This is a genomic window from Arcticibacter svalbardensis MN12-7, assembly GCF_000403135.1.
Classification (GTDB): domain Bacteria; phylum Bacteroidota; class Bacteroidia; order Sphingobacteriales; family Sphingobacteriaceae; genus Arcticibacter; species Arcticibacter svalbardensis.
The window spans coordinates 40,030-55,604 of the sequence record NZ_AQPN01000043.1 but is presented as its reverse complement, the minus strand read 5'-3'; the positions used below and the strand labels follow the sequence as shown (position 1 = coordinate 55,604).

The window sequence follows — 15,575 nt, the reverse complement described above, 5'->3', positions numbered from 1 at the left end:
TTATTGCTCGGTCATAATTGAATATCTTTATGCTCCATATTGTTTAAATAGTTTTAATGAATTCAATTATAAAATTCTTTACTCTTTTGCTTTTATGTTTAGCAATGCATATTTCAGTCATGGCACAAGAAGATAGTGTTAGTCTGAAGACCATTATTGAAAAGGCCGTTGAATACTCTGAACATTACCCAACAGAGAAGGTTCATCTTCATTTTGATAAACCTTATTATGCCGTTGGTGATACGCTCTGGTTTAAGACCTATATATCGAGCAGACTTCAGCAACCATCACCAATTAGTAAAGTGGTCTATGTCGATGTTATAAATGACCGTGATTCTTTGATAGAAACCATGAAGCTTCCTGTTTCAAGTGGTATTGCAAATGGAAATCTGACTTTAGCACCGATGAACTATGCTGAGGGAAACTATCAGTTCAGGGCTTATACCAATTGGATGATGAATTTTGGAGAAGCGTATTTCTTTAATAAAACCATCACTATAGGAAATACACTCAATAAGAAATTATATACCAATATTACGCTTAAAAGTAGCTTTACAGATAAACAAGCAGAGGTAAATGCAAAGGTTCAATTTAAGGATGAAGCAGGAAAACCTTATTCTGATAGGAAAGTGAACTGGAAAGTAGTGTCCAAATTTGAGGAAATCAGCAAGGGAAAAGCAGTAACAGATGCGAACGGCTTTATTAATATTTCTGCAACAAATGCGAATAGGGCTCTTTTAAATGCTGGAACACTTGAAACTGATCTTTCCGTAAGTACTGAAAAAACGTTAAGCAGTTCATTTTCTTTAAAATCTACATTAACAACTAACGAGATTCAGTTTCTTCCAGAAGGCGGTGTAGCCCTTATCGGTCTTACCACAAAATTCGCTTTTAAAGCAATTAAATCTGACGGTTTGGGAATTGCGGTAAAGGGAAACATTACTGATAATGAAGGCAAAGAGGTGGTGAAATTCGCCTCTCAGCATCTGGGATTAGGGATGCTCAACTATATTCCTGAACCAAATAAAACGTATAAAGCCAATGTGTCATTTGCAGATGGAACAAGTAGTACTTACAATATGCCTGCCGCATTAAAGGAAGGGATCAATATTGCAATTAACGATGTGGATACCGCTAGTTTATCTGTGCGGATTGCTGCAAGTAGCACCTTTGTTGACAATTATAAAAATAAAGCATTTTATATCATCGCACAGAGTTCTGGTGTGGTTTGTTATGCCGCTCAGATAAAGCTGCAGAGCCAGATTTATAATGCGTTGATTCCGAAAAACAAGTTTCCAAATGGGATTGTTCAAATAACATTATTTACCTCATCAGGCATGCCTTTGAGTGAGCGGATTGCATTTGTTCAGCACCCTGAAACGTTTAAATTGACACTAACGAGTGATAAACCATCATACTTACCCCGACAAAAGGTAAAGATGACGGTTTCGGCTAAAAATATACTTAAAGTTTTACCTGGGAGTTATTCCCTTTCGGTAGTAGATGAAAGTAAGGTACCTTATAATGAAGATGCAGAAACCTCTATATTCAGTAGCATGCTTCTTCGTTCCGATCTTCGTGGATATATAGAGTTACCTAATTATTATTTTAATAAACAGGATGATAAAAAAAGAGCTGATCTTGATTTACTCATGCTGACACAAGGATACCGTGCCTTTGAATATGAAAACTATTTAAACGACAAATATCCTCCTATTTCTTTTCTGCCCGAACAAGGCATGGAAATAACAGGTACATTAAGAATGATGAATGGAATGCCTGTTATAAAGGGTAATATGCAGTTAAGTATTCCGGATAAGAATATTTCATTAAGCGTACTTACAGATGAAGAGGGTAAGTTTAGGTTTAGTAATCTGGTTTTTCCTGATTCTGCTAAAGCGATATTAAGTGCCAGAAATAACCTGAATTCTCGTAATATGATCATTGTTGTAGATGGATCTGCCTTCCCTTCGGTTACGAAAAATACCAACATGGCCGATGCTGTTGTCAATATTGATAGCACTTTAAATCCGTATTTGCAAAATAGCAAGCGCCAGTATCGTACAGCGAATTTATTGGATGAAGTGGTTATTATGGCTAAAAGCACTATAAAAAAACCAAGTCATGCAGACCACTCTTCTTTGAGCGGGCTAAGTATGATGCCAGATCATCTAATAACTGGTGATCGGTTTAAAGATTGTCCTTTTCTGTTGAATTGTTTGAAGACTTCAGCAATGGGGTTGATCTTTGCGGACGAACAGTTCTATGTCAATAGAGATTATAATTCAGGAAACCGTACACCAGTACAAGTCTTTTTAAATGGGATGCCTATTGATGTAAATGGTTTGAGTACAGTTAATTCTTCAGAGGTTGAATCTGTTGAAATCTTTCTACGGGATGATCTGGGAACGGTAAATCGCCTTTATAATACCAATGGTGTACTGGTTGTTAATACTAAAAAAATAGAAAAGATTAAATTAAAGCCAGGTCAGTTGGCAGATTTGCTCCCTAAAAGTAATGTGATTGACTTTTCGCCTATGGGGTATAGAAAAGCAAAGCAATTTTATTCTCCTAAATATGAGGGGCCTAAAAAGGGTGTAATTACTGCCGATCTGAGAACTACTATTTATTGGAATCCTTTAATTACAACGGATAAATCCGGTAATGCAGTTGTAGAGTACTATAATGCAGATTCAAAAGGTACCTACCGTGCAATAATTGAAGGTATGGATACTGAAGGTAATATTGGCAGATTTGTTTATCGCTATACGATCAAATAATATCAAAAAAATAAGCCCTCTAATTCAATCTTTTCATAAGATTCAATTAGAGGGCTTATAAATTAAAAGGTAAGTGTTATTTTTGAACTCTACCTGATTTTACATCTTTACCACGTCCGATAACATAACCAGTACCAGCACCAAGGACACCACCAATAATAGCTCCACGACCATTTTTCTTATCAACCAGTATTCCTGTTACAGCACCAGCACCACCACCTATAAGTGCTCCTTTTGCAGCAGAACTCATTCCTTTTTTCTGTGATTGTGTTGTAGCTGCGCTAGTAGAAGAACTTGAAGGAGAATTTACGTAACGTACTGTATTTGTACTCTTAGTTGATTTTCTGGCTGCGGCTGCTAAAACTGCAGCTTCCTCAGCTTCCTTAGCTTCTTGGGCTTCAATTCTTTTTTGCTCCTCTATAAGTGTAGATGCTCTTTGAAAACTATCAAGTTTTAAACTATCCTTCATAATCTTCATTGAATCATTCTTTGCTTTAAGATCAGCTTCAGTTTTTTTATTTGAGCTACATGCAACAACTATTGAGGCAAAAGCGAGTATAATTAATATTTTTTTCATAATCGTATAATTCGTAAACATATATGACATAATGATGCCAAAAAGGTTTAATGCGGTTAGAATAACAAATTATTTACCTATAGTTAATTGAGATCGAGTATCTTAACCTTAAATAATCATAAAAATTAAACTTTTTATTTGTTTTAAAATTTTTAATCAAAATGTTCTATTTGTACAATTACAGTGTAAAATTGTATAGATACCCATACATATTGCAAAAGCGTCCGACAATTAGTTTAATTTTATATCATGACCAGAAATTACGATTCAACTTACATGGCCGCACGTTCTGTAGCTGAAACAGTGGAGGCTCATTTTGCTCATCACGTAAGTGTTGCTTCTGAACAAGGCATGCTAAATCTGGCAAAACAACCTCCTGCTTATTATATTGAAGCAATGATAGATGCTGCATTTTGGGCAAGCTTAAGGAAGGAAGAAGGGAGAAGTCCCCGTATTTCTATTGCTTTCTTAGCTCCTGATCAAGTTTCTAAAGCATTATTATTTGAATCCAGACAACCTCTTACTCCACTTGTTTTAACTAAGTTAGCTCCCGGAGTAGAAAGACCTGGTATTCATTTAGGTGTATGGTATGACGAAGATGGATTGTTTGTTTGGGGTACTACTATAAAATTGCCAAACTTCTGTTTTGTACTTGATGTTTCCGAACCGGGCTTACTGGTTATTAAACACAGGCGCATGTGTGGTTTTGGAAAATATTCAAACGTCGCCGTTCTAAAAGGAGATCAGATTAAGGTAGTCGATGAATCTTGCGTGCAGTCGTTAGATTGTCCTCCTATTGTAAAAGCTTTACTGGATCTATCCTCCTTTGTTAATCATTCTGTAAACGTATTAATTCAATTGGCTGTTTCTATGCGGGCGCATGGTCAGGGTGGAATATTACTCGTCGTTCCTGCAGGTAGCACTGAATGGAAACACTCTGTCATTCAACCGATGCAATATGCGGTCAATCCCCCCTTTACTGGCCTGGCCGAAATGGTATGGAAAGAGGGGATAGATCGAAGCGAAAGTGTTTGGCAGAGTATGCTGAACAAAGAAGTGGACAATATAGGTGGTCTTACTGCAATTGATGGTGCTACAGTTTTAAATGATCAGCATGAATTAATTGCATTTGGGGCAAAAGTAGGTATAGCGAAAACTAGTATTCGTATTGAACGTGTCGCTTTAATTGAACCAATTGTAGGAGGAGAAGCAGATACCGTCCATCCGGGAAAGATTGGTGGCACAAGGCACTTGTCTGCAGCTCAATTCGTACATGATCAGCATGATGCAATTGCTTTAGTGGCTTCTCAGGATGGCGTATTTACTATCTTTTCATGGTCACCTTTGGCTAATATTGTACAGGCTCATCGTATAGACACTTTATTATTATAATGATTTTAATAAAAAAGAAGTAAAATGTTCGATACCTTGACACAAAGAGCTCAAACAATACGTACATATAGTAGACGAATTAAAACAAACACACATGAATAAGTATTTGAAATTATTAGCAAGCTTAATAATACCTTTTGTATTATTAAGTTCTTGCGGGACTTCAACTCAGATCGTTGGATCCTGGCAAAAGTCCGAAATAAAAACCTTGAATTATCAAAGGGTATTAGTTGCCGCTTTAACTAATAACATAAACGCGCAGCAAAAAGTAGAAGAGGAATTATCAATGATACTGAGCAGACCAGGGGTTGTTGTCACTAAAAGTATAGATGCTTTTCCTCCTAATCTGAACAGTAAAACTTCCAAAGACAAAGAAGCTTTGCTCCGGAAACTCCGTAGATTTAATAGTGACATCATTGTTACAAACACGGTAGTTGATAAAAAAGTTAGTCAAAACTATTCAGGTGGTGGTTATGGACCTTGGGGTTGGGGAAACCGATGGGGTATGGGTATGTATGGGGGATGGGGTGGAGGTTTCTATGATAACGGATTCTCCTCTTTAGACAAGGATTACTACCTGGAAACAAATGTTTTCAACTCAAAAAGCGGTGAACTTATTTGGTCAGTACAGTCACGTACGCATAATCCTTCCAGCCTGAATAAATTTATTGAAGGATACGCAAAAGTGATCGCTCAAAAAATGATTGAAGATGGAGTAATCAAGCAATTTTAACAGACCTTATCAAGCTTCAATAAGCTTTGTTCACAATGGAAAAGGCGCAAATTAGTATTTATACTATCTTTGCGCCTTTATCATTAACGAACTATATCGCACATGATCAAATTTATTTTCCAGGGAATCTTACTATTATTGATTCCTCAACTTATTTTAGGTGAGTCTGCCGAAAAGATAGCTACAACATTTACAGTAGTCATAGATCCAGGTCATGGGGGACATGATGGTGGTGCTGCCGGTAAAATATCCAAAGAAAAAGATATTGCACTAAAAGTCTCTCTTCTTCTTAGTGAAAAATTAAGGGAGAAGGGGGTTAAAGTGATTATTACGAGGAGTACTGACCGATTCATACCATTATATGAGCGAATTGGCCTTGCCAATAAAGTAAAAGCAAATTTGTTTATCTCTATTCATTGCAACTCTATGCCACAAAATAAAAGCAATCGTGCATCTATAAAGGGCACAGAAACCTTTGTTTCGGGTTTTGGTAGATTGGATGAACAGGATATTGCACTTCGTGAGAATGCATCTATTCTTCTGGAAAAAGATTACAAGAAAAACTATGCAGGATATGACCCCAGAAATCCGGAGAGTTACATTATTCTATCGCTAATGAAAAATGCTTATCGAAATCAGAGCATCAAACTAGCCTCAATTATTCAAAAGGAATTTACTCAATCAGGACGACAGGATCGCACAGTACAAGAGAAAAGTCTGGCTGTATTGGCTCGTGCATCTATGCCTGCTGTGCTTACTGAGATCGGTTTCTTAAGTAGTCCTGCTGAGGAACAATATATGCGATCATCTCAAGGTCAGAGTGAAATTGTAACCGACCTCATGAATGCTGTGCTTGCATACAAGAAGTCGGTTAGAAAATAATTCCATAGCGCTAACGAGCTGATATAGATTTTAACGATTGCATCTCCGATTTGAGTCTTTCGATCTCTATTTGTTGCTCCTTTACCGAAGCCACCAGAAGGGCTATTATACTGTTCATATCTACATCTTTCACATCAACAGTATTAAATGCATTCTTTCCTGCAGGAATCATCTTTTTACTGCTTTTTACTAATTCAGGCCTGATCTTGTGAACATCTTCCGCAATGAACCCATATTGCTGTCCTGAAGGAAGTTTTAACTTCTGACTTTGATTTGTGTCATATTCAAAAATGACAGGATTTAACTGGTTAATATCTGATAAGGTATTGATTAATGGCGAGGATTGCTTAATTAGCTCACTATTAGTTGGCCGATTCGTTTGTGCGGATACGCTTAAGGTAAGGCAGGAAATCCCCATCAGGGACAATCCTGTTATGAAACTTAATACTTTCATGTGGTTCTGTTTATTACTTTTCGTTTAACTGATTATCAATCTTTCTTTTTCATAATCGATAAAAGTATCGATGTCGTAAAAGCTAAGAATAATCAGGTGGCGGTGTAAGAACAGAGGGGATGTAAGTAAGGTGTTGGCGTAATTCAACTAAATAAAATGCATTAATTAAGTACCTAAAGTAAGGAGTAAGGGATCTGTATTTGTTAAATGCTGTCCAAAACTCATTGAGAGGTGAAGATTCATTTAATTTTTCAAGACTTTTGGAACTGCTTTCTGTATCAGACAGCATCATCTCAACTGCTTGATTTTTATCAGCCATAAATACAGATACAACCGGAATTCCTGATCTTTCCAAGATGGCAAAGATACAAAAGAACGTAATTATATACTGTTTGAGCAATTTGAGTTTCATAACCTAAGGTACATAACTGTTGTACTGCTGGTCTCAAAGATATAGGATGAAACTATCATTTGCAATGGAAATATGTATTGTATCCGTTACAAATTCACCAAAATTATTATATGAATTATAAATGCAGCTAAATTATTATTTTTTAAATTCAGATGTTAGGTGAAACTCTATTTCTGGAAAATCACGTTTAGCCAGATTGATGGCCCAATCATTATCCGCTAGAAATACGGCATTGCCATCCTTATCCAAAGCAATATGAGCTGAGCGTCGTTGTATGATTTCCTGTAGCTGTTTTTTATCTTTAGCAGTAATCCAGCTTGATCTGGAGAAAGACAGAGGTCTGAATGCACATTTTGCACCATACTCATGCTCTAGTCTGAAATTGATCACCTCAAATTGCAATGCACCAACAGCTCCAACAATCTTTCTATTCCCCGGTTGTTGAATAAATAACTGGGCAACACCCTCTTCGGTTAACTGCTGAATTCCTTTTTCCAACTGTTTGGTCTTCAAAGGATCTCTATTTTCGACTTCTTTGAAAATCTCCGGAGAAAAACTTGGTATGCCTTTAAACTGCAATTCTTCCCCTTCAGTTAGCGTATCGCCTATTTTAAAGTTTCCACTGTCATACAAGCCAACTACATCACCTGGCCATGCTTCTTCTACAAGTGTTTTATCATTTGCCATAAAGTCCATCGGATTGGAGAACTTCAGCTTCTTATTCAGACGGGTATTGAAATAAAACTTATTACGCTCAAACTTTCCGGAACAGATTCTTAAGAAAGCAATACGGTCACGGTGTTTAGGGTCCAGGTTAGCATGAATCTTAAAAACGAAACCTGTAAAGGCCTTTTCATCTGCATAAACCATACGTTGGTCTGCTTCACGACTAGCCGGACTTGGTGCAATAACGATAAACGTCTCTAATAATTCACGAATTCCAAAATTGTTAATGGCACTGCCAAAAAATACAGGAGCCAGCAAACCTTCCTGATACATTTCTTTATCTAGTGGACCGTAGATTCCTTCCGTCAGTTCAAGATCAGACTTCAATTTATCCAATGCTTTGTCTTGCAGATATTCTGAAAGGGTAGGGTCATGCAAATCTTTCACATGAATGACAGGCTCAGTAACCTTTGCCTTATCAGGCTCAAATAAATTAAGCTGATTGCCGTAAATATTATAAACACCTTTGAAGGTATGCCCCTGACCGATAGGCCATGATTGCGGACAAACACTAATCGCAAGTTTTGTTTCCAGTTCATCCAACAGATCAAAGGTATCTTTCCCTTCCCGATCCATTTTATTAATGAATATAATAACCGGTGTACTACGCATCCGGCAGACTTCCATTAGTTTTTCAGTCTGCTCTTCTACACCTTTTACACTGTCTACAACCAAAATCACACTATCCACTGCAGATAATGTGCGGTATGTATCTTCAGCAAAGTCTTTATGTCCCGGTGTATCCAGAATATTTATTCTTTTACCTTTATATTCAAAACCCATCACAGAAGTAGCCACCGAAATACCACGCTGCTTTTCAATTTCCATAAAGTCGGAAGTTGTATTCTGATTCGCTTTATTTCGTTTAACTGCACCGGCAGTATTGATTGCACCACCAAATAACAAAAACTTTTCAGTTAAAGTTGTTTTTCCCGCATCGGGGTGACTAATGATTGCGAAAGTTTTTCTTTTATCTATTTCTGGATGGACACTCATTGTTTTCAAATGGTTGCAAATGTACCATTATTAATGATAACATAGAACTGGAGGCAAAACTCAAAATAAAGTAGGGTGATCAGTGGCTTTCAGCCGACCTAAATGACGGTAAGCCAGGTCAGTGACTTCACGGCCTCTTGCTGTCCGCATTAAAAAGCCTTCCTGAATTAAAAAGGGTTCGTATACTTCCTCAATAGTTCCCTCATCTTCTCCCACAGCTGTAGCGATCGTTTTAAGCCCTACAGGCCCACCCTTGAATTTATCAATAATAGTAACCAGGATTTTATTATCCATTTCATCCAGTCCATAGCTGTCCACATTAAGCGCATTAAGCGCATACTTAGCTATATCCGTATCAATGGATCCATTCCCTTTTATCTGTGCAAAATCACGCGTACGTCTTAATAATGCATTCGCTATACGGGGAGTTCCACGGCTCCGTCGGGCTATTTCATATGCCCCTGTTTCAGTTATAGGTGTTTTAAGGATCGAAGAGGAACGTAGTACAATAGTGGTGAGTAACTTCGCATCGTAATATTCTAACCTGGAATTGATGCCAAAACGGGCTCTTAAAGGCGCAGTAAGGAGTCCTGATCGTGTCGTTGCTCCAATCAACGTGAATGGATTCAGTGTAATCTGCACCGAACGTGCATTAGGTCCTGATTCCAGCATAATATCGATCTTAAAGTCTTCCATTGCCGAATAAAGGTATTCTTCAACTACCGGACTTAAACGATGGATCTCATCAATAAAGAGGATATCACCTTCTTCCAAATTAGTTAGCAACCCTGCAAGATCACCTGGTTTATCCAATACAGGCCCCGAAGTAATTTTAATATTTACACCCATTTCATTCGCAATGATATGCGAAAGGGTAGTTTTTCCAAGGCCTGGAGGGCCATGTAGCAATACATGATCTAAAGATTCACCCCTTTGTTTAGCTGCCTGTACGAATATTCGGAGATTTTCAAGCAGCTTAAACTGTCCTGTGAAATCTTCAAATACCTGTGGTCGCAACACCCGCTCTATATCACGGTCTGTGGGTGTTAGACGTTCTGAGTCGGGATCTATATTCTCATTCAGCATGCTGCTAAATTACTAAATCATTTATTAGTATACTAAATTTTTTGGTATACAGGTTATGGAAATTCAGTATCAAATCTCATCCCTAAATATACAATCTGATTTTAATGCATAAGAGGGCGTATCTGTTAAGATACACCCTCTTTATTTTGAGCGATGAGAGCGCCGTTTAGTTAAAATTGTTTATGTGTTAAGCAATTAAAAAACATTGAGAGTAGGGGATCATATTAATAATAATATGATCAGGACCACTATTTGACAAATGAGATTCGATCCTATGAATTCTCACTGGTGCTGCAACTATTTTTTTTAATGGTGTTATCTGTGCTGTTTTTCTAGTTTTCATGTCGTTTAGCCTAGGTGGTAATGATGTACTAACTTGATGGATGATCTGATAAATTATTTTTCCTTGCTTCTGCTTCTTTTTTTTGCCTTTGCAATTGTTCAACATCTCTTACATCTGATGCATTTTCAGGATCAGATGGGTTTTCCCAGGATAAATCCTCTTTCTCCGGATTCTCTTCCTGCTCTATTTTAGGGATGATTAACTTATTTGATATAACCATATACTTAACCGTTTGCCAATACCATACCAAGATTGATAAAGGATTGAAAAATTCATGGAATTTCACATAAATTCACGGTCATGTAACGACAATAAAATAAGCACTGTCATTAATTCTATACACAATTTCGATAAATACATCCGTTTCCCATGTTATTGTAGCAGGAAAAGGACGAATCCATGTTTGAGAAGGATTGATTATTCTTATTTTTGCAACTGAGGACTGAAAGTATACTAATATGGCGGAAATTAACGCATACAGTGAAGATAGCATCAAGTCACTGGATTGGAAAGAACATATTCGCTTAAGACCCGGAATGTACATAGGAAAACTTGGTGACGGGTCTGCTTACGATGACGGTATATATGTTTTATTAAAAGAGATTGTCGACAACTCCATAGATGAATTCGTGATGGGGGCAGGAAGAACGATTGATATTAATATTTCGGAGCATAAAGTATCTGTTCGCGATTATGGTAGGGGCATCCCTCTTGGTAAGGTAGTGGATTGCGTTTCTAAAATAAATACCGGGGGTAAATACGATTCCCGTGCCTTTCAAAAATCCGTTGGTCTGAATGGAGTGGGCTCAAAGGCTGTAAATGCACTTTCATCTATCTTTATTGTACAATCCTATCGGGATAACCGGACGAAAATTGCAGAGTTTAGTCAAGGTGAGATTGTCAGGGATGAAGAAGAAAAGGAAACCACACAGCGTAACGGCACATCAATCACGTTCCATCCTGACGATTCCATCTTCAGACACTATCGCTTTATTCCCGAATTCATAGAAAATATGATCTGGAATTATGTATTCCTGAACGCAGGACTGACCATTATTTTCAACGGAAAAAAATACTTCTCTGAACGTGGTCTTCACGACCTGCTGGTTAAAAATACAGAGGCCGAAACGCTTCGATACCCCATCATTCACCTGAAAGGGGATGATATTGAAGTTGCCCTAACTCATGCGCAGCAATATGGCGAAGAGTACTATTCCTTTGTAAACGGTCAGCATACCACTCAAGGAGGTACCCATCAGGCTGCATTCCGCGAAGCCGTAGTCAAAACAATCCGTGAATTCTTTAAGAAAGAATTTGAAGCCGCTGATGTAAGGGCATCAATTGTTGCTGCTGTTTCGGTACGTATTCAGGAACCCGTGTTCGAATCTCAAACTAAAACTAAATTAGGTTCTCTAAATGTGGGTCCGGATGGACCAACAGTACGTGTCTTTGTCAACGATTTCATTAAAAAAAGTCTGGATGACTATTTGCATAAGTATCCGCAAGTTGCTGAAGCCTTGCTAAAGCGGATCATGCAGTCAGAACGCGAACGTAAGGATATTGCCGGAATTAAAAAACTGGCCAACGATCGCGCCAAAAAAGCATCGCTCCATAATCGTAAACTAAGAGATTGTAAAATACATTTTGAAGATAATCACGAGCGTAAACAAGATACCACCTTATTTATTACCGAAGGTGATTCTGCAAGCGGATCCATTACGCAATCGAGAGATGTAATGACCCAGGGCGTGTTCTCCCTTAAGGGTAAACCGCTAAATTGCTTCGGACTAACTAAAAAAGTGGTCTATGAAAATGAAGAGTTCAACCTTTTGCAGCATGCGCTGAATATAGAAGACGGGCTGGATGGTCTCCGCTATAATAATATAGTGATCGCAACGGATGCCGATGTGGATGGAATGCATATCCGGCTTTTACTGATGACGTTCTTTCTTCAGTTTTTCCCCGACCTGGTCAAAGCCAGACATGTTTTTATCTTACAGACGCCCTTATTCCGGGTACGAAATAAAAAAGAAACAATCTATTGTTACAGTGATGATGAACGTCTCAAAGCCATAACCAAGCTTGGTGTTAAACCAGAAATCACCCGGTTTAAAGGATTGGGCGAAATCTCACCCAGTGAATTCGGCTTGTTTATCGGTAAAGATATCCGCTTAGACCCTGTCATATTGAAGGATTCCAATATCCAGGCACTCCTGCAATACTTTATGGGTAAAAATACACCTGATCGGCAGCAGCATATTGTACGAAATCTGCGTGTAGAGAAAGATGACAACCTCATTCTCACAGAAGAGAAAATAACAGTAGCAGAAGATGATGAAGGAGATTCTGCTGCCTGATAAAAAAAACGTAAAAAACCATTAAACACAAGAAGGGGCTGTATGCAAATACAGCCCCTTCTTGTGTTTAATGAATACGATTAGTTGAATACACTTGATACGTTAGTGATTTTCCATCCTTCATCTGTATTTGAAATAGTGACATAGTTCACTTTTGAAAAGTTTTCGTAAGTCATAGTTACTTTAACGATAGACTGCGCATCTCCCTTTTCAATTATAGAGTAATCTGTCTTGCAGTTTTGGTTAATGTTTTCTGACACTTTCATAGAGCTGATCATATCGGCTCTGTTATAGTTGATTACCTTACTTCCCTGTGCAAGAGTAAACTTAACATTGCGATCTAATATATCTTCTATTCCTTTAACTTTTCCTTGAGATACAGCACCTATGTAAGTTTTAATGGCATAGTCCATAGTAAGAGACTCTTTGTCAACTTTAGCATAACCTGAAGTGATAATTAAGGATAACAATAATAATGTGGCGAGTATAGATTTAAAAGCTTTCATAACTTTATTTTATTTAGTTGTTCTTTATTTTTTGTACAACAAATATACAGCTGAAAAAGCCTGTTCACATCATTCAACAGTACTTTTGCTTGAATTTCAACAATGTATGAAAGCCCTTGTAATTTCTGCAAATTATTACTTTTCTACTATCGCTTTTAAGTGGTTTTTCGATTAAAAAAAGCATTAATTATATTGTGATTTTTATCAAATATGCCTCTTTAAAAATGACCTTAAGCACATTATTTTTTTTCGAAGAATACTATGAGTTGTTCCTCTACTAATTCTCCCATGGTGTTGCATTTTAAGAAAGACCCCTTTTTATGATATTCCCATAATTCGTTGCGTAATTGCAGCACTTTTTCCCTTGGAGAAATCTCATGTTTCTTCATGACATTCAATATATCGCTAAGCCGGTATTTCACTAGTTTCATGCGACCATTGATTAAGCTTCGCTCTTCTTCCTGATATTGCCGCATGGTTGTTTTGTCCATATGTTGTATGCCCAACTGAACAAGCTTGTTGTTTTCTTTGAAATACTGTGGCAGATAAAAGTTTCTTCGCCCTTCATAGGATTGCTGATCAAAGTCAATCGCCCTGATCCGATATTGATTCCCCTCAATATCCGGAGTAATATGAACTACATAATTATAGGACCGCATGTCGCCAAGCAAACGGATAAAACAGCGTTCATTGAATTTAACAAACTCCTTGCAAATACGGATCTGGTTAAATTTCGAGGTATTCGTACGCTGCTGAATGAAAACATCACCCGGAAGTCCGGAGATATGCTCCTCAATAAGCGTATTGTTGTCTGTAAGGTACGTAATTCGATTTGGCGATAGAATGTGCTCCAGCTCGATTCCGTACACTCTGGAAGCGTCTGCCACCTTTACATAGAAGTAATCGTAGTTATCATTGAACCTATTGATTACCCTGATCCGGAAAGGTTTGGAATTCCCGAACGTACAATAGTCTATTTGCGCAATATGCAGATGTTCCATTACCTGCATATCCCCGTCCGCATTCATCAACGCATAAATATAATTCAGGTTCGGAAAGAGGTCCGCCATTTCCGACTGGTCATAATATACCGTTTGCCATAGAGTGTCATTTCCTGCCTTATCTAATAAAGGAGTGCTGAATTGAAAACGCAGCAAATCGGCATACTGCACAGGAAGTTTTACCTCCCTGTTGTATTTGACTAAATATTCCCTTAAGGGTTCAGTAATAGGGTAACAGAACTTTTTCTTTGAAGGTACGTCTGCTCTGGTTTCGTAATCCGGCATAGGGAAAATTATATTATATACTATTTTAAAAATATCTCTGTAGCTCCATACCCGAATTTTTCTTTGCGGGCATCCATAAAGGTCTTTACCTGTTTATTCCGTCCAAGGGTTTTGTGGATTTCAATTTTTAGGGTTCCATTGCCAACGCCATGAATAAAGACCACGGAATGTAGCTTATGTACAATAGCGGCATCCAAAGCCTTCTGATAATGATCCATCTGGATCTTAAGAATCTCGGTCTTGCTTAAAAGCGCAAAATCATCCCGCAACTTTTCGATATGCAGATCAATTTCATTTGCCGGTTTCTCTACGGTCTTCTTTTCTTCTGTTGGCTTAAAAAAACTTTCCTTCAGTGCTTCTGCGTCAATAACAACATCTTCTTCATCCAGGCGGAATGTCCAGGCATCCTTATTTAGAAGGGCAACCCTCTTTTTCGTTCCAGCAAAATCCTTTCCTTTAAAACGCTCTGTAAACCGTAGCGCAGCAGGGATACTGCTACTTAGTTTCGAGAAGTAAAGGATCTCTACTGTAAATGCAGGCCATACACTCAGGTCTGCCAGGTTAGCAGAATAGATATCCATTGTGGAATGTGGATTGATCATACCCGCGTATTCTCCCTTGGATACGCCCGCCTTCTCTGTAACCAGTGTTGTCAGAAGTTGAAAGGAGGTTTCATTCACCAGGTTAAAATGAACCACTGATCCTTTATTCTGATCAGGTACCACAGAAACAAAGATTCCCTTGGTTTCAAATGGTCCTGTATATACTGCTGCTGCAGGCGTTACCTCTTCGGGCGAATCCGCATATTTATGCCCATGTACCCGCGTTACCTTGGCAACCGGTACAGGAATTTCAAAGTCATCTTCTCCTGTTACTCCTATCATATCTTCACTGATGATACGGGTGATATAACCTTCCATTTTTTCGTCTACAAACCGAACAAATTCTCCTAGCTTCAAATCCATGATGATGTATCTTAATTGAAAAACAAAACTACTTAATTAGCGAATGATATAAGGGAGTTTCATTTCTTTTGTATTTTAGG

General features: G+C 37.9%; 14 protein-coding genes. 5 read left to right on the top strand and 9 right to left on the bottom strand.

Annotated features, from left to right (window positions below; all coding sequences use genetic code 11):
• Positions 1–56: 56 nt before the first annotated feature.
• The gene (locus ADIARSV_RS04830; protein ID WP_016194289.1) at positions 57–2,780 is read left to right on the top strand and encodes a hypothetical protein; all 2,724 of its coding nucleotides are present in this window, start codon (positions 57–59) and stop codon (positions 2,778–2,780) included.
• A gap of 76 nt (positions 2,781–2,856) precedes the next feature.
• Here ADIARSV_RS04830 and ADIARSV_RS04825 read toward each other — a convergent pair whose 3' ends face one another.
• Positions 2,857–3,357 carry a YMGG-like glycine zipper-containing protein gene (locus ADIARSV_RS04825; protein WP_040299132.1) on the bottom strand — a complete coding sequence of 167 codons (501 nt, stop codon included), beginning with the start codon at positions 3,355–3,357 and terminating at the stop codon, positions 2,857–2,859.
• A gap of 249 nt (positions 3,358–3,606) precedes the next feature.
• On the opposite strand from ADIARSV_RS04825, the gene ADIARSV_RS04820 reads away from it, so the two are divergent.
• The 3 genes from ADIARSV_RS04820 (at position 3,607) to ADIARSV_RS04810 (ending at position 6,364) form a co-directional block, all read left to right on the top strand.
• The gene (locus ADIARSV_RS04820) at positions 3,607–4,749 is read left to right on the top strand and encodes a putative sensor domain DACNV-containing protein (protein ID WP_016194287.1); all 1,143 of its coding nucleotides are present in this window, start codon (positions 3,607–3,609) and stop codon (positions 4,747–4,749) included.
• A 94-nt stretch (positions 4,750–4,843) separates the two neighbouring features.
• The gene (locus ADIARSV_RS04815) at positions 4,844–5,482 is read left to right on the top strand and encodes a hypothetical protein (RefSeq protein WP_016194286.1); all 639 of its coding nucleotides are present in this window, start codon (positions 4,844–4,846) and stop codon (positions 5,480–5,482) included.
• 102 nt (positions 5,483–5,584) lie between these two features.
• Positions 5,585–6,364: an N-acetylmuramoyl-L-alanine amidase family protein gene (locus tag ADIARSV_RS04810; RefSeq protein ID WP_016194285.1), complete on the top strand. Its 780-nt coding sequence runs from the start codon at positions 5,585–5,587 to the stop codon at positions 6,362–6,364.
• 10 nt (positions 6,365–6,374) lie between these two features.
• Here the strand turns inward: ADIARSV_RS04810 and ADIARSV_RS04805 are convergent, their stop codons facing one another.
• The 5 genes from ADIARSV_RS04805 to ADIARSV_RS04785 form a co-directional block, all read right to left on the bottom strand.
• Positions 6,375–6,818 (bottom strand): tail fiber domain-containing protein, encoded by a 444-nt coding sequence (locus tag ADIARSV_RS04805; protein WP_016194284.1) that lies wholly within the window; start codon positions 6,816–6,818, stop codon positions 6,375–6,377.
• Positions 6,819–6,900: 82 nt separating this feature from the next.
• On the bottom strand, positions 6,901–7,230 hold the full coding sequence (locus ADIARSV_RS04800) for a hypothetical protein (RefSeq protein WP_040299104.1): 330 nt from the start codon (positions 7,228–7,230) through the stop codon (positions 6,901–6,903).
• A gap of 135 nt (positions 7,231–7,365) precedes the next feature.
• Positions 7,366–8,952, bottom strand: a complete 1,587-nt coding sequence (locus tag ADIARSV_RS04795; RefSeq protein WP_016194282.1) for a peptide chain release factor 3 — start codon at positions 8,950–8,952, stop codon at positions 7,366–7,368.
• A 60-nt stretch (positions 8,953–9,012) separates the two neighbouring features.
• On the bottom strand, positions 9,013–10,035 hold the full coding sequence (ruvB, locus tag ADIARSV_RS04790; RefSeq protein WP_040299126.1) for a Holliday junction branch migration DNA helicase RuvB: 1,023 nt from the start codon (positions 10,033–10,035) through the stop codon (positions 9,013–9,015).
• Between the two features lie 374 nt (positions 10,036–10,409).
• Entirely contained in the window at positions 10,410–10,601 is a 192-nt protein-coding gene (locus tag ADIARSV_RS04785; RefSeq protein WP_016194280.1) for a hypothetical protein, read from the bottom strand.
• 238 nt (positions 10,602–10,839) lie between these two features.
• Here ADIARSV_RS04785 and ADIARSV_RS04780 point away from each other — a divergent pair, with 238 nt between their 5' ends.
• Entirely contained in the window at positions 10,840–12,738 is a 1,899-nt protein-coding gene (locus tag ADIARSV_RS04780; protein WP_016194279.1) for a DNA topoisomerase IV subunit B, read from the top strand.
• An 80-nt stretch (positions 12,739–12,818) separates the two neighbouring features.
• Here ADIARSV_RS04780 and ADIARSV_RS04775 read toward each other — a convergent pair whose 3' ends face one another.
• The 3 genes from ADIARSV_RS04775 to ADIARSV_RS04760 form a co-directional block, all read right to left on the bottom strand.
• Complete coding sequence (locus tag ADIARSV_RS04775; protein ID WP_016194278.1) at positions 12,819–13,244, bottom strand: nuclear transport factor 2 family protein; 426 nt, start codon at positions 13,242–13,244, stop codon at positions 12,819–12,821.
• Between the two features lie 239 nt (positions 13,245–13,483).
• Positions 13,484–14,530: a hypothetical protein gene (locus ADIARSV_RS04765; protein WP_016194277.1), complete on the bottom strand. Its 1,047-nt coding sequence runs from the start codon at positions 14,528–14,530 to the stop codon at positions 13,484–13,486.
• Between the two features lie 20 nt (positions 14,531–14,550).
• A complete protein-coding gene (locus tag ADIARSV_RS04760; RefSeq protein ID WP_016194276.1) occupies positions 14,551–15,495 on the bottom strand; it encodes a Smr/MutS family protein in 945 nt (314 codons plus the stop codon).
• Positions 15,496–15,575: the final 80 nt, after the last annotated feature.